The following is a 21,286-nucleotide window of genomic DNA, read 5'->3' as shown; positions in this document are numbered from 1 at the left end:
AATACGATGCAACGCGTATGGGGTGAAGGGCGGACAGAGAATAAGCCCGCCCTTCAACGCTCGATTTACTTAGTGAGAAGCGTTTTTAACTTCTTCGTTCCAGCGCTTCAGCAGGCGCTCACGAGTGGAACGCTCACCATATGTTGCAAAATCGTAGTCGATCAGCTTGATGCTTGCCAGATCTGGGGACTCAGGAGCAACGGATGCTTTGGAGTTGGAAGGAACCTGGAAGGACTTCACTTCAATAGAGCGGGACTGAACTTCTGGACGCAGAGCGTATTCTACAAACTGTTTTGCCAGCTCAGGGTGCTTTGCACCTTTGATCACGCTCACAGCGCCAACTTCGTAACCAGTACCTTCACATGGCGCCACGATCTTCAGCGGGAAACCGGAACCTGCCAGCTTAACCATGTCATGCATGAAGCCGATAGAGATGGTGGTTTCACCGCGAGCAGCAGCTTTACTTGGTGCCGAACCAGATTTTGTGTACTGGTTCACGTTCTTGCCGATTTCAGTCAGCAAACGGTAGGCTTCATCTTCACCGAACAGCTGAACGAAGGTTGCCAGCTCAGTGTAAGCAGTGCCGGAGCTGTTCGGGTTCGCAACCTGAATTTCGCCGGTGTACGCAGGGTTTGTGAGGTCTTTCCAGCAAGCTGGAGCAGGCAGGCCGCGCTCTTCCAGAACTTCAGCGTTATACGCAATGCCAAGTGCGCCAGCGTAGATGCCAACAGTGCCGCCGTTTGAGATTTTGTGCATGTTGGATGCCCAACCCAACAGGTCGCTGGTATCAACGCCTGGATCCTGTGTCAGGCCCTCAAATGCTGCGATCAGGTGTGGATCGCCAGTACCGCCCCACCATACGTCAATCTTAGGGTTGCTTGCTTCTGCACGTACCTGAGCGAGTGTTTCGCCAGTGCTTTTGCGAACCATCAGAACTTCATTACCGGTTTCATCCTCAAAACCGCGTGCCATCAGCTCACACCAGTCCTGCTCAGCACCGCAGACCATGTTGAGTTCTTCAGCAGAAGCTGTTGCTGGAAGTGCAGCAAGAAGGCCAACAGCAGCAAGACCACCTAAAAGAGCGTTTTTCATTATCTTCTCCCAAGTCTAAACGCATGTAGGTGTAACAACTTACAAGTACACCCACATAATCCCATAACTTGATTAGAAAATTACATGAAACATCAAAGGAGTGCTTATGATTTACAGTTAAGTATGTTCCTATTTAGCAGATATATATTTTAAATGTTACATTTATTACAGAAATGAGTTACATATGAAATATTAGAATTATTGATGACAAGGCACTTTCCCGTGCATTGTCGCCGCAATCTGAAGAAAATCAAAAACGACCTCCAAGTATGCGTCTGGGAGCATGGTACGGGTTGCGAGGAAGGTTACTTAAATGACCGAGAGTTGGGATGGGTCACCCTCAAAGGTAGCTGTCGTTGATGACGACCCGGCTATTCGCGAGGTCTTGCAGGAACTGCTGCATGAATACGGGTTTCAGGCACTGCCATGCCACGGAAGCAAAGAGCTTATCGCGCTCATAGAGCTGGAAAACCTTGATCTGGCAATCATAGATTTGAAGTTGGATGGTGAAAGCGGCATGATGCTCGCTCAACGCCTGCGAACATCCTACGATTTTCCTATCATCCTACTCACCGGCACAGGTGATGAAGTAGACAAGATCGTCGGACTGGAAACGGGTGCTGATGATTTTCTGATGAAGCCTTTTAATCCGCGCGAACTGATCGCTCGCATTCGTGCCGTTCTGCGCCGTTACAAGCGCAACGTTCCTGCAGAACCGGAGCCCACAGTCGCGCTCGCTGCACCTCAAGCTCCCAGCGCTGGGATCATTCCTCTCGGTGAACTCTCTTTCATCTGCGATGAGCGGCGGTTGCTGGACAAGAACCTATGGGAAATTAGCCTGACCAATTCTGAGTTACGCCTACTGGAGTTTCTCATAGAGAATCCGAACCGCCCGATTGATCGCGTAGAACTGCTGGAGTATTTGGGGGGCGATCTTTCCCGCTATATGGACCGCACCGTCGATGTTTTGATCCTGCGTTTGCGCCGGAAGATTGAGGCCAATCCATCCAAGCCGGTCTTCTTGCAGACCCGCCGCGGCAAAGGCTATGTCTTCGCACTGGATGAAGCCGCTGTAGATCTGCCATGACCCTTCTGCCCCAACGCTTGAAAGCTCTGCTTTCCATCAAAACACGTTTGCTGGCAGCCATCACGCTGCTGACTTTTGCAACACTGTTTGCAGGATCGATCGCTTGGTATTGGCTGGACCAAGCCAACGTGAAACTCGTTGGGCACTACCAAAAAACCATTGAAGCAATCGCAAGCTCACTCCAACTGGCTAATAAATCGGCAGGTCTGGTGAGTTCAGCTCCCTTCATCCTGAATCTTTCCTCGGTCTATCAGATCGAGAATGAAGGCTCTCGCTTGCTTGTTGAGCTGAGTAAGGCAGAACAGCAATATCGAGACAATTTCCCACTTGCACGGCAACAGGGCAGTCTCGGGCGTTTTCTGCCGCAAGTGCAGCAAAACCTCTCGCTCATGCGCTCTCAGGTGGCTGTGCTGGTCAACGCAGCCCAGCAAATCAGCGAGTCTGAGGATCGGGTCCGCACCCTGCTTGTTGATCTCACTAAGATGGAGCGCCTCGCAGTCAAGAACTCCTCTACGTTCTACCAGAATGTAGACGAACGTGAGGCGTGGCAGGGGATTGGACAAGCAGCTAATCTGCTGATTTCCGCAGCTCATGTGACCGATTTCCTCAGTCTGGGCGAGCTGCGTCGCCGCTATCATCTGCAGATGGTCGAGCTGGAAGGCGTATCAGCCCCTGAGGTTCAGGAGGCTGTTGAAGTTCTGAAGACAATAGCAGAGGACAACGCAGGCCTTTACGCTATTCGCCATCTGGCAATGGCAGGACAGCTGGAAGCTCGCAACGCGCTTTTCAAAATCAAATCCAGCGCGCAAATGATCAACCAGCTGGTGGCTGAATTTGTACGTCTGTCCGGCAACGAAATCGCCAAACAACGGCAGGAAACATCCTCCTACATCTCTAGCGCACAGCTTGTTGTTCTGCTCACAGGCATCGCAAGTATTCTGCTGGCTTTAATGTCGGCACACTACATCGCCGGATATGTAACCAAAAACATCAACCGCATCTCCCACGCCATGTCCAGTCTGGCAAAGGGCAATCACACCACCGTACTCCCACGTCCTGCACGGCAGGATGATGAGATCACGCGGTTGTTGCACTCTTTCCGCATTTTCCGCGCCAACTCCATTCGGTTGCGCCGCATTTATGGCCAGTTACAGCGTAAGACAGAGCTGTTCGAGACCACCTTTAACTGCATTGCTGAAGGGCTGGTTCTGACCAACGATGCCCATGATATGACAGCCTGGAACCCGCGGCTGGCAGAAACGCTTCGCATCAGTGAGGCAGAGATCGATACGGCCAAAGACATTCGTGTGCTCATCCAGAACTCAGGGTTCAGATGGAAGGATGAAAACGTCCGCCCACATGGCACGCGCTTTCGCTTTGCAGAACTGATAGATGATGACGGAATCCTGATCGAAGTGCGCAAAAGCCCGCTACCTGAAAGTGGCGCAGTCTGGTCATTTTCTGATGCAACGGACCGTCGCTTTGTTCAGGAACAGGCGCAACAAAAACAAAAGCTGGAAAGCCTTGGGCAGCTGACGGGTGAAGTGGCCCATGACTTCAACAACATCCTGACCAGCATCTCTGGCAGTGTCGGAATAATTGAGCGTAAAAGCTCCAAACTCATTGATCTGAAAGGCAACATCCAGCGCATTCACAGCGCGGTAGAGATGGCCACCAACCTGACACAGCGCTTGCTTGCCTTCGCCCGCAAACAGCACCTTGAACCAGAGGTCGTTGAGATCAACCATCTCATTGAGAGTGTGGCTGAGATCATTTCCTTGAGCATCGATGAACGGATTGTCCTGACGACAGATTTACCGGAGGACGCAACCTATGTGCGCATCGATCCCGGTCAGCTGGAAAGCGCAATGCTGAACCTTTGCATCAATAGCTCCCATGCCATTTCAGATGCAGGCACCATCTCTATTCATGTCGTCGTCAATGGGTCAGAGAGCGTTTCCATCAATGTGACTGATGACGGATGCGGCATGGATCAGGAAACGCTGGAACGCGTTTACGAACCTTTCTTCACCACCCGCCACACGTCTGCAGGGTCTGGACTTGGGTTGAGCATGGTGTTTGGTTTTATCAAGCAATCCGGCGGGGAAATGGGCATCACCAGCGAGAAGGAAGAGGGGACAACAGTGACCCTCGTCATTCCGCAGGCACCGCTGGAAGATCTGGCACCCACCACCGCGATTACGTTTGACCAGCCTCGCCGCATTGTAGTGGTTGAGGATGATCTACAAACCCTGTTGCGCGCCAAGACCATGCTGAAAGAGATGGGGCTCATCTGTATCGAGGCCAACAGCTACGGCTCCGCTAAAGTGCTCATTGAGAACGGAACCAAGTTCGACATTCTCTTCACAGATGTTCAGCTTGAAGATGGCAAAATCGGATGGGATCTGGCTGAAGCCAGCATCAAAGCCTGCGCAGACCAAAAAGTGGTCGTCACCTCTGGTCGTTTCCCCAAAGCACTGGAACCACAAACACAAAGTCTAGAGCGAATCACACGACTGGCTAAGCCTTACAGCAAGGAGCAACTGGCAGAAGCTTTGCTCAGCCAGATAAAGCAGTTTGAGGCTGCTGACTAGGGCTATGCATCAGTGCCTGTTCTCTGCCCAAAGCGCATCAATAAATTGGTGTTGATCACAACCTGCATGACAAGCCTGCGAGAGAGCATAACACCGAGCATCATGGCAAAACTCTCTGTCTTTCATACTGCAGCCCTTGCCAGCTGATACTGCGTCGCCGCACTCAGGCGCAAAGGCATTTGAAACAGGACCTTCAGAAAGGTCGGTTTTCTTCGGTTCAAACAATCTCGATAAAGAAAGCATAGTCAGTTGCCTTTATTTTACGAAGTTTTCGCGGAGAACCACGGGCAGGAAGTGGATCAGGTATAGAGTGAAAGCGAGCGCAAACAGGCTCCAGGCCAGTGATATTACATCCAGATCTGGGAGAAGCAGTGGGCCGAGCGAACGGACCAGACAAGCACTTATGAGGGAGAGGATCGCGGCTCCAAGCAGCTTGGAAAGCTTCAGCGAGTACCCCGCATGCCGCAGACCCGCGATGGTCAAAACCATAAAGGTCGCCAGAGATAAACCGCCGATGAAGATCATATGCTGACCAGAAACGTAAGAACCAGCTGACAGCAGTCCCAGCAATCCGCCAGCCTCCAAGGCAAAGCCAACTCCAAAGAACCAGTAAACCAGATAAAGCGCTTTTGCGAAGAAAGTTCGTAAAGCGCCAGCCATATGCCAGTCCTGCAGGATGTTGAGCACTGCACAGGCAGACGCCAGCGCCAGCCATCCTTGCAACGCATCAGAAACACCCAACACCTTGGCAAGAGTAAACGCAGAGATGCAGAACATCGCTGCACGCCTCATTGGTGGGCGCGGAACAAAAACGGCGCCATCATCTCGCGTGGACAAAGCATCATTCACAATCACCATGGAAACAGGTGCAAGTGCGGTGAGGACCATCAGGACAAACGCACCCTCCGCAATCGCGAGCCCTTGATTGAGAACGCCAATCTGCGTGTACTCCCAAAAGCAAACAAGTTGCGCCACGCAAAGCAGAAGCACCGGCCACATGAGATGGCGCATCTTGGCACGCCAGAGCCTTGGCAAAATAACAATCAGTAATGCTGCAGGAAGAAGAGCCTGAACCACAAAGACAACAGTTGGCGAAAGCACGCCAAGCATCCAGAAAGCAACGCGGCCCGCTAGCCAAAGCGCGCCAAGCCCCACCAATTGTGCGCCTGCAATTTTTGGTGTGTTTGACCAGGAGGGGACAGCAGTGGTCAAAAAGCCTGCCATCGCACCCGTGAAAAAGCCAAAGAACATCTCATACTGATGGAAGAGCAGAGGATCTGCATCCAGTGGCACTGGCAACACATCAGCAAGCACAAGCCCCCATACGACGATGGAGAACACCGCATAAAGCGCTGACAGCGGAAAGAAGACGCGAAACCCTTCAGAAAACACCGGAGCATCAAAAAAAGAAACCTGTTGTGCAGGCACATGGGAAAGCTCAGTCATACGAGTTGCTCCCAATTGCTCATGTTGAACAGCTGCGCAATCCGATCATCTGCCAGCAAGCTCGCCTCAAGTTCCAAAAGGTTTCGACGCGTACGCTCGGAACGAGCCAGTGGCACTTCATATTCCTTGGCAAAATGACCCGGATTCGGCGCCATGACCAAAACACGGTCGCTCAAAGCCAAAGCCTCTGTCACATCGTGAGTGACCATCAGAACGGAACACTGTTTCTCATCAACTTCATGCAACACCAATCGGTAAAGATCGCGGCGGCGGCCAATGTCGAGAGCGCTAAACGGCTCGTCTAAAAACAGCAGATCAGGTTCTACCGCGAGCGCACGTGCCAACGCTCCACGCTGACGCATGCCACCGGAGAGCTCTGAGGGATACTTGATCAGATCATCCTCAGTGAAACCCATGGCATAAGCGACGGCCCGTGCTTTCTTCATACGCTGGAACTTGGAGAGCTTTTGTCCCTGAAGACCAAAGCTGATGTTGTTCAGAAGGCTCTTCCATGGCAACAACCGGTGTTCCTGAAACAGGATCGCCGTTCGATCTGCAGTGCTTGAAATCTTCCCAGCACTTGCCTCAATCAATCCCGCTGCGATGCGCAGAAAAGTCGACTTCCCGCAACCGGATGGACCGATGATGCTAACAACTTCCCCTTTTTTCAGCTCCAGCGCACTCGGTGCCAGTGTTTGCTGCAAAGGATGGTAGCGGTGGCCTTCCACTGAGACAGATAAAACGGATGGCTTTGTCTCTGCTGCGCCTCTTGGCACAACGGAGAGCAGGGGAGCTGCATCATTCAGCATGCTTCCAACCCTCCACATAATCTTTGACAGGGTTGAGCAACATACCTTCGATGACCAGCAGCAGACCAACAACCACAACAATCCACGCCATGGTGGACGCGGTATCGATATTGACGCGTGCTTCAGCAAGGCCAGCACCAATGCCACGCGTGCTGGAGAGAAGCTCTGCCATCACCACCACTTTCCAGCTCAATCCCAACGCTGTTGCCCATGCCGGAAAGAGGTAGGAGACAATCTGCGGTGCCTGCACGTGCCAGAACCGTTGCACCGGCGGCACATGAAAACTTTGTGCCATCTCATCCAGCTCCTTCTCCCGCATCCGCACGCCTTGCAAGGCTCCTGCGAAAATGAGCGGGATCGTTGAGATGAACACTGTAAAGATCGGCGTGCCGTCATCGCCGCCAAACCACAGCAGCGCAAGCACGATCCATGCAATCGGCGGCACCCCAAGAGCCACGGTAATAAACGGCTTACAGAGTAGCGACAGTGTGTTGGACCAACCGGCTATCAGGCCAAAGAAAATACCAAAAGCGCTGGCAAGCAGAAAGCCAGCAAAGGCCCGCTTGGCAGTGATCAGAATGTATTCGAGCCCGGATGGCAAAGCGACAAGATCCACCAACCGGCTCAATGCTTCCAATGGCGCAGGCAACACCAAAGACCCGAAGGTCTCAAAACCGACTTGCCAGAGCGCGAAAATGAGAAATACCCCCGCCAGAGTGCCCCAACCACTCCAAAGTTTACTCATTAACGTCGATAGCATGTGATGGATCATCAGGTATTTCTCGTTGTGTGTTGGGCTCAGCAGATCAGGTGACCGTAACCTTTGCGCAGCCTGCCAAGCCTGCTTCGCTACAGATAGAAGTCTGCGTTCGGCAATTTTCCGCCAATGATGGATGGGTTCTTTTCCGCCAGAATGGAGTAGAACTGCTCCAACTCGGCCTGAATGTCTTTGGCACGCTCTGCTGTTAGATGCGTATGCGGAATGGACTTGGCGATCACAGGCGCAGGAAGCGTGATGCTTTCAGATGCAACAGCCGCCGCTTCCTTGGGGTTTGCCTTCACCCACTCAGTGCCGGTGACACAGGCTTTGTGGAAGCCTTCAATCAGCTCTGGCTGCGCATTGAGAAGATCTTCATGCACCATCATACCTGCCATCGGGAAGCGACCTTCGCCGCCCGTCACAGACGCCCATTCACTGGCCAAATCGATAGAACGATGGATCGACTTACCCATCTTTTTGCCTTTGACCATACCCGCTGTCGCAGCCGGCTCTGGCAGAACGCAATGCTTGATACGACCTGAGAGCAGAAGCTGTAATGCTTCAAACGGGGTGCTGACATAGTGCAAGGAATAGTCTTTGCCCTCAGTCAGCCCGTTTTGTTGCATGACGCGACCAAACACCAGATCCGGCATATCATTTCGAAAGAACATGCCGATCTTCTCACCGGCCAGATCCGCAGGGGACTTCACAGAACCATCATAGCTGAGCACATAAAGCATGCCCCAGGTCATGATGTTCAGCATCTTCACGGGAAGGCCTTTGTTGGCAAGGTTCGCGGCAACATAAGACGGGGTGCCCGCCAATTTCCAGTCACCGGAAACGAAACCAGCGCGCAGGACATCTGGTGACTTGTAAACGGAGAAATCTACTTTCTCTGTAAAGTCAGAGAGCAAGCCTTTGTTGGCAATGTAAGACAACACGACAGATGGCCCCACTGGCGGACCATGCAGAGCCAGCGCCGGATTTGCCGCTTGTGCCACGAATGGCAGCGTACTACCCAGAGATGCTGCAGCAGTAAACACTGCAGTGTGCGAAAGAAAAGAACGACGTGTGATCATTTTTGAGTTTCCATCGAAACGAGATAGAAAGCGAACAGCTCGCAAATGCGAATGAATTGCAACTACTGTAGATCACGAACATTCCTTCGCTTATTTGACAAAAGTCAATAACCTGAAGATTAAATTCATATTAAGGCAATTTAGCCTACAAAATCCCACTTAGAGCCTCCAAGATGCGCAGGAGCATTGCGCGACTATTTCATAGTTTCCCTGAATTTTAAGTTCAAAGCACAAAGCTATCAAGGGGATGAGCTTGCTCATGTAGGGTAGGCTCAAAGATACCCAAACTGCACGAAATCAAGTTAACCTCTCTTGCGGTAAATGTGCAAAAACACATTCCTCATAATAATTGTGCGCATTCGCCGCAGGGGTAACCTTGCGTAGATCAAACCAGTATTATTACAGTTTGATATGAGAGTTTTCACATAGCTGAAAAAACAGAAGCGCAAGGAAGACCCCAGATGAGAATTGCTTACACCCTACCAAAAGGGAAACTGGTGCTGACAGAGCTTTCCGAGAAACTTCGGGAAAACGGCATACGGACTTGCGGTATTGTGCAGGCAGATACGGTCAACGAAGATCGCCATCGCTGCGATATGGACGTTCTGGTCCTGCCAGACGGGCCACAAATCTCCATCACCCAATCCCTTGGCAAGGAGTCTTCCGGCTGCCGACTGGACACATCAGCCCTCGCGCAAGCTGCAGGCGAAGTTACTCAGCGGATCAACGAGCCGTTTGACGTGTTCATCCTTAACAAGTTTGGTGAGCAAGAGGCCAATGGCAGCGGATTTCGGGATTTGATCGTGAAGGCGCTAGAGAGCGGAGCGTCCGTTCTCGTTGGCACCAACCATATCAATATCGACGCTTTTAAAGAATTCTCCGGCGGTATGGCGGAATTTGTTGAGCCAAACGTTGCTGATCTCACAGCTTGGGTTGAGAATCGCTAGGCATTGATAACGCGGATCATTCGCCATGGCCTTTGCTAATGATCCTCTCTATTCCCAATACGTAAGAGTGGTAATTATTCTTCACCTCTTTGCAACGCAAAGAGTTTTGAGGAAATAAGCTCACGGCGCTGTTGATCCTGCCCAAGGCGGAAAGATGTCTCCACGAAATCAATGTGCCGATGCGCCGCCTCTTCAGCCTTTGCGCCATTTCGCGTGAAGATAGCCCTGCCGATCTCCTCGTGCTGGTCTAACAGTTGCTCCCCAGTTCCATCAATCGAGCGCAAGAACTCGCGATTATAGAAGACACCCTTCTGCGTCAGTTCATAGATGGAAGACATCATATGAATAAGCATGGCATTGTGACCCGCATCCACAATCGCCAAATGAAACGCGATATCATTCTTCTTTGAAGCAATATCGTCGCCATTGGCCTGCGCTTCCCGTAGGTTTACGAGAATAGCCTCAAGTCGCTCAAGATCCAGTTTGGTTGCACGCTCAGCAGCCAGACGAGCTGCAAATCCCTCCTGAACCCGTCGATATTCAAGGTAGTCATAAAAAGCCGTCTGATTGCGGCTGATCAGATTGATCAAGGCAGGGCTCATAGCTGCACTGATGAGAGGCGCTATGAACGATCCTTCACCGTGACGGATAGCAATGAGATTGGAATCTTCCAGCCGCTTCAGCGCTTCACGAACCTTCGGACGAGAGACACCCATACGCTCAGAGATATCTCTTTCTGAAGGTAGCTTCGTCCCCTCTTTCAGCACACCGGCTAAAATGAGTCCCTCAATCTGCTCAGTTACAGAATCCACCACTGTATCGTGGTCGATAGGCTCAAAAAGATAATCTACAGATACCATTTTACACTTCCTGCCGGTCACAATTCCAATATTGGTCGATTTTATTTTCCAATTCAAGGGGAAGAGCGCCGAGAGCCACAATATTGATATATCAAAGCATGTATTACGCACTAATACGTTGTTTTACAGCGAATTTTCTATCCCTTAGGTATGCAAACCCAATAATTCTACGCATCCACACCATTAGTATTTGCCCGCGTGTCAAGCCCGAAAAACGGCTAAAACGGCAAAATATATTTCTTGATTTATTTTAGAGGTCAATATTATTTACCATTAATCAGCTGCTTGGGAGGACAGCGCAAAAGCGCGTTTAGCAGCCGAATGCCATTTGGAGGAAACATGAAAAAATCTGTCTTAAGCCTTGCTCTCGCCGCCTCTGTAGCTGCCTCGGTGCTCGCAGCTCCTATCGCAAACGCAGCCGACAAGCTGCTGCTGAAGACACCAATTGCCTTCTCTACCTCTCTGCCAGGTTTGGGAAGCCCAATTCCTCGTGTCGCTGAACAGCTGAAGCTGATGTCTGGCGGCTCCATCAAAATGAAGGTGTATGAGCCGGGCAAGTTGGTTCCACCATTTGAAATTCTCGACGCTGTTTCTTCAGGCAAAATCAATTCCGGCTACACAACGGCTGGCTATTGGGCTGGCAAAATTCCTGCAGCTCCACTGTTCTCAGCCGTTCCTTTTGGCCCGGAAGCTGGTGAATATGCGGCTTGGCTCTACTACGGCAACGGCCTGTCCCTGTACCAGGAAATGTACGATCAGGCTGGCTACAACGTAAAAGTTCTGCCATGTGCGATCATCGCTCCAGAGACATCCGGCTGGTTCGCTAAGGAGATCAATTCTCCTGAAGACCTGAAGGGTCTGAAAATGCGCTTCTTCGGCCTTGGCGGTAAAGTTATGCAGAAGCTTGGCGTTGCAACTTCTCTGCTGCCAGGCGGTGAAATCTTCCCGGCGCTTGAGAAAGGCGCGATTGATGCGACCGAATTCTCCATGCCTGCCATTGACGCACGCCTCGGCTTCCACAAACTGGTAAAGTATAATTACTTCCCAGGTTGGCATCAGCAGGCGACCGTCTTCGAACTGCTGATCAACAAAGACGTTTGGAACAAAGCAAGCGACACTCACAAAGCGATCATTGAGAACGCATGTAAGGCATCTGTTACCGACAGTTTTGCTGAAGGTGAAGCGATCCAGCACGAAGCTCTGCTCGACAACGTCAACAACAACGGCGTTCAGATCAAGCAGTGGTCTCCTGAAATGCTCGACGTGTTCCGTTCAACATGGAACGACGTTGCTCAGGAAGAAGCTGCAAATGATGCATTCTTCGCAAAGGTTCTGACTGACCTCAACCAGTTCCGCGATAACTACAAAATCTGGAAAGAAAACGCGTTCCTGCCGCGTAAGTAATAAAAACTTGGGAGCGGCTTTTCCTTGCCGCTCCCAATTCTACTATTGGCCTCAGCCTTCCAGACCAGATAGTTGCGGCGTTGACCTGCAAGAGTGAATGCTATGATAAAAAATCCTCAGGACACTTCAGATCCAATTGAGCTCTTTGAAGAAATTCTCGAGCACGAAGACACTGACAAACAACCCATAGCCGTTGCACTGGATCACTTTGTAAAAGGCGTTGGCCACGTTGTAATGTGGGCCAACCTGCTGCTGATCCTTGCAATCGTCACTCAGGTAACAATGCGTTATCTGTTTAACTACAACTTCCCTAAGCTTGATGAACTTCAGTGGCACATCTACGGTCTGGTGACCATGGTGGGCATCTCTTACGCGCTGGTCACAGATAGCCACGTAAGGGTGGATTTGCTGCACATGCAGCTGAGCCCGCGGACACAACGTTTCATTGAAATCATCGGCATTTCTGCGCTTTTGGTTCCTTTCATCTACCTCATGGTGGATCAGGGTTACGACTATTTCTACGACAGTTTCCGCGTGAGCGAACGCTCCTCCAGCCCAACTGGCCTGCCTGCGCGTTGGGCACTCAAAGCAGTCATCCCGCTAAGCTTTGTTCTGTTGGGAGTGGCAGCACTCGCCCGCCTTATCCACGACGTTCACGCAATCTGGGTCGACAGTGAGAGCGAGCGGAAAGGGAAGGGCATCCGCCTGATCCTCCTCGCATTCCTTGGCTTTGCTATTGTTGCGTATGGCTTGTCTTTCCTCGTCGAGACCACTGAAGAGAAACTCGTCATCGCGATGTTCCTGAGCTTTATTGCGCTGCTCTTTTCCGGTTACCCTGTTGCATGGGTTCTGGCAGGCGTAGGCATTGCGTATTGCGGTCTGGCTTATCTGTTCGACAACGACCATATGGCCTGGACTGGCCTTGAGAGCACTTTCACCGGCCTCGACTACCTGACATTGGGCGCAACCGTAAACCGTGTTTACGCGACCATGTCCAACGCTGTTCTTGTCGCTCTGCCTATGTTCATCTTCATGGGTCTGATGCTGGACGAAAGCGGCGTGGCCGAGCGCTTGATGACCTCCATGCAGAAGCTGTTCGGTACAGTGCGTGGTGGTCTCGCAATCACAGTAACGCTCATCGGCATCATCCTTGCTGCCTCCACCGGCATCATCGGTGCTTCTGTTGTGCTGCTTGGTGTGCTGTCTCTCCCATCCATGATGCAACAAAAATACTCCAAGTCACTTGCGGCTGGCGTGGTCTCTGCCTCCGGGACACTGGGCATCCTCATTCCGCCTTCCATCATGCTGGTAATCATGGCAGACCAGATGGCACTGTCCGTTGGTGACCTGTTCATGGCGGCGGTGTTCCCTGGCGTCATCATCGGTATGCTCTACCTCGTGTATATCTTCGTGATTGCCCTGATCAAACGCGATGCAGCACCAGTGCCGGAAGGTGCGAAGGCACCAGACTGGCACGCCATCAAAGACGTAATGATTGCAGCGCTGCCAACCTTGTTGCTGATCCTTGCCGTGCTGGGCTCTATCTTCGCAGGCCTGACCACGCCAACAGAAGCTTCCGGCATCGGTGCACTCGGCGCAACTCTACTGGCACTCGGCTATCGCAAACTTACATTCCGCAAGCTGGTCAACGTGCTGAAGTCCACCTTCAACACCACCGCTTACATCTTTGCCATCTTCCTCGGCGCAACCATCTTCTCCTACGTCCTGCGTGAGATGGGCGGTGATGCGCTGATCGAAGAAATGGTGGCTTCCACCGGCTTTGGTGCCAACGGAACAGTCCTGTTCATCCTGTTCATCGTGTTCCTGCTTGGCTTCGTGCTGGATTGGATTGAGATCACACTGATCGTGCTGCCTCTGATGCGTCCAATCATCAATGGCCTTGGCCTCGATATTGGTGGCTATGGGGTGATTGATGAGCCTGCACTGATCTGGTTTGTGATCCTTGTGGCTGTGACCCTGCAAACCTCGTTCCTGACACCGCCCGTTGGCTTCGCCTTGTTCTACCTGAAGGGCGTGTGTCCGCCCGAGATCAAACTGACAGACATCTACCGCGGTATCATTCCGTTCGTGCTGCTGCAGTTGCTGGGCCTGATGCTGGTGTACTTCCTGCCACCATTGGCCACATGGCTGCCATCCGTCGCCTATTAGGATGCCGAGATGAACAACGCAGAGCTGATCAAGCAGTTTGAGAAAGTCGTTGGCACTCGCCACGTTCTCAGCGACCCGAAAAAGACAGAGCGGTTCCGTAAAGGGTTCCGCTCTGGAGAAGGGGAGGCGATTGCAGTCGTACGTCCCGGCACACTGCTAGAGCAGTGGAAGGTGCTGCAAGCCTGTGTTGCGGCAGACAAGATCGTCATCATGCAAGCCGCGAACACCGGACTGACGGAGGGCTCGACGCCAAAGGGGACGTATGAGCGCGATGTGGTGCTCATCAACACCAACCGGATGACACAGATTCAGGCTCTGGACGACGGTAAGCAAATCATCAGTTTTCCCGGCTCTACTTTGTTTGATCTGGAGAAAATGCTGGCTCCACTGGGCCGCCAGCCACATTCAGTGATCGGCTCGTCCTGCATTGGTGCCTCCATCATTGGCGGTGTATGCAATAACTCTGGCGGATCGCTCATTGAGCGCGGCCCGTCCTACACCGAGCTTTCTTTATTCGCTCAACTCAACGCGAATGGTGAACTGGTTCTCGTCAACCATCTCGGTATTGAACTTGGCAACTCAGCTGAGGAAATCCTGAGCAATCTGGAAAGTGGCAATTACGTTCCAGCGGATGTGAAGGGCACCAACCAGAAGGCATCAGACAGCGAATACCACAGCCGTGTTCGCAATGTGGATGCTGCCACACCAGCGCGTTTTAATGCGGATAAACGCCGTCTTTATGAGGCCAGCGGCTGCGCAGGTAAGCTTGGCGTATTTGCTGTTCGTCTGGATACGTTCCCCAAAGCGGGTGCTGAAAAGACTTTCTACATCGGCACCAATGATCCGGCAGAACTGACTGAACTGCGCCGCCATATCTTGTCGCACTTTGAGAGCCTTCCGGTTTCAGCAGAATACATGCACCGCGAAGCCTATGACATCTCAGAGAAGTACGGCAAAGACACCGTCGTCATGATCAACCACCTCGGTACAGATCGACTGCCAACTTTCTTTGCTCTGAAGGGCGCGGTGGATGCGTATCTGAACAAGATCAGCTTCCTCCCAAAGAACCTGACGGACCGCTTCATGCAAGTGCTTGCGAAGGTTTGGCCGGATGTTCTGCCAAAACGCATGTCTCAGTATCGCAGAGATTATGAACACCATCTCATCCTTAAGATGAGCGACGAGGGCATTGATGAGGCGGGCGCCTTCCTGAAGGATTTCTTTGCATCTCGTTCAGGTGACTTCTTCGCTTGTGATGCGATTGAAGGCAAGATGGCCGCACTTCATCGCTTTGCTGCTGCAGGTGCTGCAATCCGTTACAAAGCAGTGCACGAAGATGCTGCGGAAGACATTCTTGCGCTGGACATCGCATTGCGCCGGGATGATCGCAGCTGGTTTGAGCAATTACCCGCACATATCAAAGACAAGCTAATCCACCGGCTCTATTACGGCCACTTCATGTGCCATGTGCTGCATCAAGATTACATCGTGAAAAAGGGTGTAGATGTGGCAGCCCTCAAGCAGGAAATGCTTGAGATACTAGACACACGTGGTGCGGAATATCCGGCGGAACACAATGTCGGGCATATCTATAAAGCCAAACCGGACCTAGTCGAGTTCTATAAGTCCATAGACCCGACAAACAGCTTTAATCCGGGTCTTGGAAAAACGTCCCGTTGCAAACATTATCATTGACACAAAGGCCAGAGTATCCGCTCTGGCCTAAACTCTTTTGGTGCTTTCACGTGCTGAAATTGTGTAGCTCAAATCAACAATCGGAGTAGAAGGCACACCTTCTTCGCCGATCACCATTGCCCCGGCAAGCCGACCAATCTCTCGCAGTGGAGTGGTTACCGAGGTGATACTTGGAACGGTTTCTGATGAGATGCCCAAATCATTAAAACCGCAAATGCCGAGTTCGTCCGGAACCTTGATACCTCGGCGCTGACATTCAAACAGCACGCCGACAGACAAGTCATCATTGTTGCAAAAGACTGCGTCGCACTCAGGAAACTGTGACGTAAGTTTATCCAGCAATGTTGCACCCAGCCGCACGTTGGAGGGCTTGTTCGTTACCGCTATACATTCCTCTCGCAACTCGCCATTGTCGCTGATCGCTTTTTTGAAGCCAGCCAGACGTTTCAGAGAGCGCGGGTCCATCTGCGCGCCAATGAAGCCGATGTTTTTGTAACCCGAATCGATCAGATGTTGCGTCGCCGTCTCTGCGGCCTGATCATGCGAGAAACCAACAATCATATCGATGGGTTTCGGACTGATGTCCATAATCTGCACGACAGGAACGCCTGCATTCTCAAGCATCTGCCTGGTTTCATCAGTTTGCTCAAGACCAGAAATGATCACGCCGGAGGGAGTAGGGTTCAGGAATGATCGCAGGATGCGCTCTTCTTCCAGTGAGTCGTAATTGGTGTAACCGATCTGCATATTAAAGCGTGATCCGTGCAACGCATCGCTGATTCCGCCAAGCACGTCAGTGAACACGTTGTTGGAGATGGAAGGGACCATAACCACGATGGAACTGGACTTATTTGACGCAAGAGTAGAAGCAGACTGGTTCGGCACATAGCCAAGTTTTTTCACAGAAATTTCAACTTTCGCGCGCAATGCCTCGGACACCTTTTCCGGTGAGCGAAGTGCGCGGGAAACTGTGATTGCGCTAACGCCAGCTTCTCGTCCAACATCTACAAGCGTTGGTTTTGGCATCAAAAAATACTCCCTATTCCTGAGCGCCTTTGTAGATATTTCAGATACCTCTTGCAAAATGATTGCGCAATCATTTATGATCAAATTCTCTTAGGAGGAAAATTAGGGCCGTGGAAGACTATAAAAAATCAGTATTTGTCGTCATGGGTGTTTGTGGGGTCGGCAAAACCTCAGTGGCACGCGTTTTGGCTACGTGTTTACCGGCGACCTATGTCGAGGCAGATGATTTTCATCCTGAAGGCAATATTGAAGCAATGGGCCGGGGGCATCCGCTAACGGATGACATGCGCCGACCTTGGCTGAATGATCTTTCGCAAGCGATCGTTGACTTAAACAAACAAGAAGCAACACCTGCTGTTGTTGTTGCGTGTTCCGCCCTTAAGCGGTCTTACCGTGACATCATCCGCACTTATTTGCCTCATGCCTGTTTTATCTTCCTTTCAGGATCAAAAGATATCATTCGCGAAAGAATGCTCAACCGGCAGGATCATTTCATGCCACTTGAGCTGCTAGACAGCCAGTTAGAAATCCTGCAGCCCCCGTCTTTAGACGAGCTGCACATCAACGTCGACGTGAGTGGCGCTAAAACTGACATCATCAATCAAATTTTGCGTCAAATCATGCCGGAAACTGTGGCCTAAGGCCGCCAACATCGAATACTCTTCAGGGAGGTACTGTGAGTATGAAGTTTTTGAAATTTGCAGCTGCAGCAGTGATTGCAGCATCCACTGCCACAACGGCACTTGCAGCAGATTATTCTCTGCGTTTCCAGTCATCTGACCCAGCTGGCAACCCAAACTTTGAACTTCAGCAGGCTTGGGCAGCACGTGTTGGCGTTCTTACCAACGACCGCGTTAATATTGAAATGCTGCCAGTTGGCACCATCGTTCAGCACACTGAAACTCAGGATGCTGTTGCAGCAGGCATCATTGACGGTCACATCACTGACACCTCTTACTTCACCGGTAAAGATGCAGCCTTCGGTCTGATCGCAAACCCGGTTGGCGCATACGGTTCTCCATCCGAAATGCTCAACTTCATGGAGTACGGCGGCGGCAAGCAGCTGATGAACGAACTGCTGAACCCATATGGTCTTCAGTTCATCGGCGCGAGCACTCCGGGGCTCGAAGCCTTTATCTCCAAAGTTCCTCTGGACGGCGTTGATGACCTGAAGGGTCTGAAAATGCGTGCACCAGAAGGTCTGGTACAGAACGTATTCGCTGCAGCAGGCGCAGCACCTGTGAACCTGCCTGGTTCTGAAGTGTTCACCGCGCTGGATAAAGGCGTGATCGACGCAGCAGACTACACAGTGTTCTCAACCAACCACCAGCAGGGCATGCACGCTGTAGCAGGTCATCCGGTGTATCCAGGCTTCCACTCCATGCCATTGGTTGAAGTTTCCATGAATAAAGAAACATGGGACAGCATGCCAGCCGACATTCAGGCAATCCTGGAAATGTCTGTGCGTGATTACGCACGTGACATTACTGCTCAACTATCCATGCGTGATGCTGTTGCAGTGGCAGAAGCTATTGCAGATCCAAACATCACCGTTCACAATTGGTCTGCAGAAGAGCGTGCTAAGTTCCGTGCAATTGCACGCTCTCAGTGGGAAAAAGTTGCTGCGAAATCTGATAACGCAAAACGCGTTTACGCGGTACTGTCTGCTTACCTGAAAGAGCAGGGTCTGCTTGCTCAGTAAGCTGATTTAAATCGCGTGAAACATACCGGACCGTCAAATTCCCCGACGGTTCGGTACCTAGCGGGGAGGCAGGGTGAATGTCAGATCACGAAGAAAAAGACGCTGGCCAAAGAGCCATACCTGAAGCGGGTCTGTTCGGGCGCATAATAGCAAAACTCAGCACACTCTTTTCACTTGCAATCGTATCGTCTGCGGCAATTCTGATTTTTGAAGTCGCAATGCGGTATCTGTTTAATTCACCAACCATTTGGGCCCACGAAACCGTCATCTTCCTGACGGCGACAACATTCCTGTTTGGTGGTCTTTACTGCGCATCGACAAACAAACACATCCGTGTGGTTCTGATTTACGATGCACTCTCTCCCGAGCTTCGGCGTGTCTTTAACGTTGCTATCTCCATTGCCTGTGCACTCGCCAGCGCCTTGTTCTCCTGGGCAGGCTGGCTCGTTGTAAAACGCGCAATCTGGACACCCGCCGGCGATTTCCGTCTGGAGACCTCCGGCTCTGCATGGAACCCGCCAACACCAGGTCTGCTAAAGCTGTTCCTGCTTGGTATCCTTATTCTCATGTGCCTGCAATTTGCAATTCTGGCCGTCAACTACGCTAAGAAAAAATGACCGATTTACTCATCCTGATCCCGGATTTCAAAGCTCTGGGCATCGAGCTGGCTACGGTTCTGATGTTCGGCTCATTGCTTCTGCTGCTGCTGACGGGCATGCCTCTTGCTTTCGTCACACTGCTTGTTGCTCTCATTTTCGCACTGGGCTGGTTCGGCCCAGGCGCTGTGCCGCTGATCGTCAGCCGCATCTTCAGCTTTGTGAATTCCTTCGTTTTTGTCTCCGTTCCCATGTTTGTGCTCATGGCCGCGATCCTGGATCGATCGGGCATAGCCAAGGACCTGTTTGACGCCATGCGCCTCGTTGGCGGGCGTCTGCGCGGTGGCATCGCCATCCAGACGCTTCTCGTGGCTGTTGTTTTGGCGGCCATGTCCGGCATCATCGGTGGTGAAGTTGTTCTGCTTGGAGTGATCGCCCTGCCGCAAATGCTGCGTCTTGGCTACGACCGCAAACTTGCGATTGGTGTATGCTGTGCAGGTGGCGCTCTGGGTACAATGATCCCGCCATCCATCGTACTCATCATTTATGGCCTGACCGCCAGTGTCTCCATCGGCGACCTTTTCACGGCAGCGTTCTTCCCGGGCCTGATGCTAGCAGGCATGTACGCAGCGTATATTCTGATCCGCGCCTATTCCAACCCTGAAATCGCGCCAATACCAGAAGCTGGCGAGATCCCAATCGCTGAAAAAATGCGCCTCCTGAAAGGCTTGTTTCTTCCGATCCTCGTTGTGGTGTTCGTTCTTGGCTCTATCTATGGCGGCATCGCGAGTGTGACTGAGGCTTCTGCCATCGGTGTGCTCGGCGTAACCATCTCAACCATCATCCGCCGCGAGTTCTCTGTCAGCCTCATCATGGGGGCAGCTAAGCAGACCTTATCAACTGTTGGTATGATCGTTTGGATTGGAGTAGGGGCCTCTGCACTGGTCGGCGTGTTCAACTTGATGGGTGGTATCCGCTTTGTTCAGGCGCTGATCACAGGTATCTCCGACGATCCAACCGTCGTGATCCTGTTCATGATGCTCATCCTGTTCGTGCTTGGCATGTTCCTGGATTGGGTTGGCATCGCACTGCTTACCATGCCGATCTTCGTGCCAATCGTCTCACAGCTTGGTTACGATCCAATCTGGTTCGGCGTTGTCTTTGCCATGAACATGCAGGTCAGCTTCCTGTCGCCACCATTCGGACCCGCGGCCTTCTACCTGAAGAGTGTGGCACCGCCCGATATAAGTCTGGGCGAAATCTTCAGAGCACTGCTGCCTTTCATCATGATCCAGATCGCAGCCGTCGCCCTGCTGATCATCTTCCCCGGCATCGCAGTCAGCTAACAACAATAACCACACTGAAAAAAGAGCCTGCGGCCACCACCGCAGGCTCTTTTACTGTTTAAGCCTATGTGCTTCTGGCAGTGACCCACTGCTGCACAATCTTTATCTGCCCTCTCAGCTGCTGCTCTGGCGGTCTTTGTGTTTGGTCTAATTGTTCACTCTTAATCTAGTGATCATGGCCAAAACATTCCTTTACTCAAATCAACCGAGCTGCCCAAAAGGCTTCGATGGGGAACAATCGATCAGATTTTTATTGGAATAACGCGATGAGCAGGATGTTGAACAAGTCCTCCAAAGAACGCTGAGTGGTATTGATTCATTAAAATTACATGGAATTTATCTTCTTGACACACTCAGAGCCCACGCCGATCAATAGTTAATTGAACATAAATTAGGCGTGCTCGGATTCGTCATTTAGATGAGGAGAAGCAGGAAAATTCTTATTCTGAATTTGGTATTCAGTGAGACACAGCTCACCTACTTTTACATCGTGTTGCAAGGAATTCTCATCAGACTTTCACCTCTTGCTGATTGCTCGTGTAATCCGCGCGATTAATCACGAAGAGGTTCATTCTTCATCAATTTCACAAGTTAAAACAGATATATGGAAGAGTTACTCATGCCATTTCACATTACAGGCGGCAAGCAGCCCGGCACTGATGACAGTACAACAT

Annotated in this window: 17 protein-coding genes; 10 read left to right on the top strand and 7 right to left on the bottom strand. The window is 51.5% G+C overall.

Features of this window, described 5'->3' with window-relative positions; translation table 11 throughout:
- Positions 1-69 precede the first annotated feature (69 nt).
- Entirely contained in the window at positions 70-1,092 is a 1,023-nt protein-coding gene (locus tag PsWM33_RS08200) for an ABC transporter substrate-binding protein (RefSeq protein WP_063295794.1), read from the bottom strand.
- A 313-nt stretch (positions 1,093-1,405) separates the two neighbouring features.
- Between PsWM33_RS08200 and PsWM33_RS08195 the strand changes: the two genes are divergently transcribed.
- Both PsWM33_RS08195 and PsWM33_RS08190 read left to right on the top strand, forming a co-directional pair.
- Positions 1,406-2,179: a response regulator gene (locus PsWM33_RS08195; RefSeq protein WP_063299859.1), complete on the top strand. Its 774-nt coding sequence runs from the start codon at positions 1,406-1,408 to the stop codon at positions 2,177-2,179.
- Complete coding sequence (locus PsWM33_RS08190; protein WP_063299858.1) at positions 2,176-4,773, top strand: ATP-binding protein; 2,598 nt, start codon at positions 2,176-2,178, stop codon at positions 4,771-4,773. The genes PsWM33_RS08195 and PsWM33_RS08190 overlap by 4 nt, the downstream gene beginning before the upstream one ends.
- Positions 4,774-5,028: 255 nt before the next feature.
- On the opposite strand, the gene PsWM33_RS08185 is transcribed toward PsWM33_RS08190, so the two are convergent.
- The 4 genes from PsWM33_RS08185 to PsWM33_RS08170 form a co-directional block, all read right to left on the bottom strand.
- Entirely contained in the window at positions 5,029-6,219 is a 1,191-nt protein-coding gene (locus tag PsWM33_RS08185; RefSeq protein WP_063299857.1) for an NnrS family protein, read from the bottom strand.
- Positions 6,216-7,028, bottom strand: coding sequence for an ABC transporter ATP-binding protein (locus PsWM33_RS08180; RefSeq protein ID WP_063299856.1), 813 nt, complete (start codon positions 7,026-7,028; stop codon positions 6,216-6,218). Before PsWM33_RS08180 ends, PsWM33_RS08185 begins: the two co-directional genes overlap by 4 nt.
- Positions 7,018-7,773, bottom strand: coding sequence for an ABC transporter permease (locus tag PsWM33_RS08175; RefSeq protein WP_208994462.1), 756 nt, complete (start codon positions 7,771-7,773; stop codon positions 7,018-7,020). Before PsWM33_RS08175 ends, PsWM33_RS08180 begins: the two co-directional genes overlap by 11 nt.
- Positions 7,774-7,877: 104 nt before the next feature.
- Positions 7,878-8,867, bottom strand: a complete 990-nt coding sequence (locus PsWM33_RS08170) for an ABC transporter substrate-binding protein (protein ID WP_063299855.1) — start codon at positions 8,865-8,867, stop codon at positions 7,878-7,880.
- 461 nt (positions 8,868-9,328) lie between these two features.
- Here PsWM33_RS08170 and PsWM33_RS08165 point away from each other — a divergent pair, with 461 nt between their 5' ends.
- Positions 9,329-9,814 carry a DUF2478 domain-containing protein gene (locus PsWM33_RS08165; RefSeq protein WP_063299854.1) on the top strand — a complete coding sequence of 162 codons (486 nt, stop codon included), beginning with the start codon at positions 9,329-9,331 and terminating at the stop codon, positions 9,812-9,814.
- 74 nt (positions 9,815-9,888) lie between these two features.
- Here PsWM33_RS08165 and PsWM33_RS08160 read toward each other — a convergent pair whose 3' ends face one another.
- On the bottom strand, positions 9,889-10,674 hold the full coding sequence (locus PsWM33_RS08160; RefSeq protein ID WP_063299853.1) for a FadR/GntR family transcriptional regulator: 786 nt from the start codon (positions 10,672-10,674) through the stop codon (positions 9,889-9,891).
- A gap of 339 nt (positions 10,675-11,013) precedes the next feature.
- Here PsWM33_RS08160 and PsWM33_RS08155 point away from each other — a divergent pair, with 339 nt between their 5' ends.
- From PsWM33_RS08155 to dld, 3 genes are all read left to right on the top strand, one after another.
- Positions 11,014-12,078 (top strand): TRAP transporter substrate-binding protein, encoded by a 1,065-nt coding sequence (locus PsWM33_RS08155; RefSeq protein WP_063295813.1) that lies wholly within the window; start codon positions 11,014-11,016, stop codon positions 12,076-12,078.
- A gap of 102 nt (positions 12,079-12,180) precedes the next feature.
- Complete coding sequence (locus tag PsWM33_RS08150) at positions 12,181-14,247, top strand: TRAP transporter large permease subunit (protein ID WP_063299852.1); 2,067 nt, start codon at positions 12,181-12,183, stop codon at positions 14,245-14,247.
- A 9-nt stretch (positions 14,248-14,256) separates the two neighbouring features.
- On the top strand, positions 14,257-15,942 hold the full coding sequence (gene dld / locus PsWM33_RS08145; RefSeq protein ID WP_063299851.1) for a D-lactate dehydrogenase: 1,686 nt from the start codon (positions 14,257-14,259) through the stop codon (positions 15,940-15,942).
- A 27-nt stretch (positions 15,943-15,969) separates the two neighbouring features.
- On the opposite strand, the gene PsWM33_RS08140 is transcribed toward dld, so the two are convergent.
- Positions 15,970-16,968, bottom strand: coding sequence for a LacI family DNA-binding transcriptional regulator (locus PsWM33_RS08140; protein ID WP_063299850.1), 999 nt, complete (start codon positions 16,966-16,968; stop codon positions 15,970-15,972).
- A gap of 110 nt (positions 16,969-17,078) precedes the next feature.
- Between PsWM33_RS08140 and PsWM33_RS08135 the strand changes: the two genes are divergently transcribed.
- From PsWM33_RS08135 to PsWM33_RS08120, 4 genes are all read left to right on the top strand, one after another.
- Positions 17,079-17,609, top strand: coding sequence for a gluconokinase (locus PsWM33_RS08135; RefSeq protein WP_063299849.1), 531 nt, complete (start codon positions 17,079-17,081; stop codon positions 17,607-17,609).
- Positions 17,610-17,650: 41 nt separating this feature from the next.
- A complete protein-coding gene (locus PsWM33_RS08130; RefSeq protein WP_063299848.1) occupies positions 17,651-18,670 on the top strand; it encodes a TRAP transporter substrate-binding protein in 1,020 nt (339 codons plus the stop codon).
- Between the two features lie 77 nt (positions 18,671-18,747).
- Positions 18,748-19,287, top strand: coding sequence for a TRAP transporter small permease subunit (locus tag PsWM33_RS08125; protein WP_063295783.1), 540 nt, complete (start codon positions 18,748-18,750; stop codon positions 19,285-19,287).
- Positions 19,284-20,612 (top strand): TRAP transporter large permease, encoded by a 1,329-nt coding sequence (locus PsWM33_RS08120; RefSeq protein WP_063299847.1) that lies wholly within the window; start codon positions 19,284-19,286, stop codon positions 20,610-20,612. The genes PsWM33_RS08125 and PsWM33_RS08120 overlap by 4 nt, the downstream gene beginning before the upstream one ends.
- Positions 20,613-21,286: the final 674 nt, after the last annotated feature.

This window comes from Pseudovibrio sp. WM33, assembly GCF_001623165.1.
GTDB lineage: Bacteria > Pseudomonadota > Alphaproteobacteria > Rhizobiales > Stappiaceae > Pseudovibrio.
Note: the sequence above shows the minus strand (reverse complement) of the source record. Positions and strands in the feature narration are given on the sequence as shown.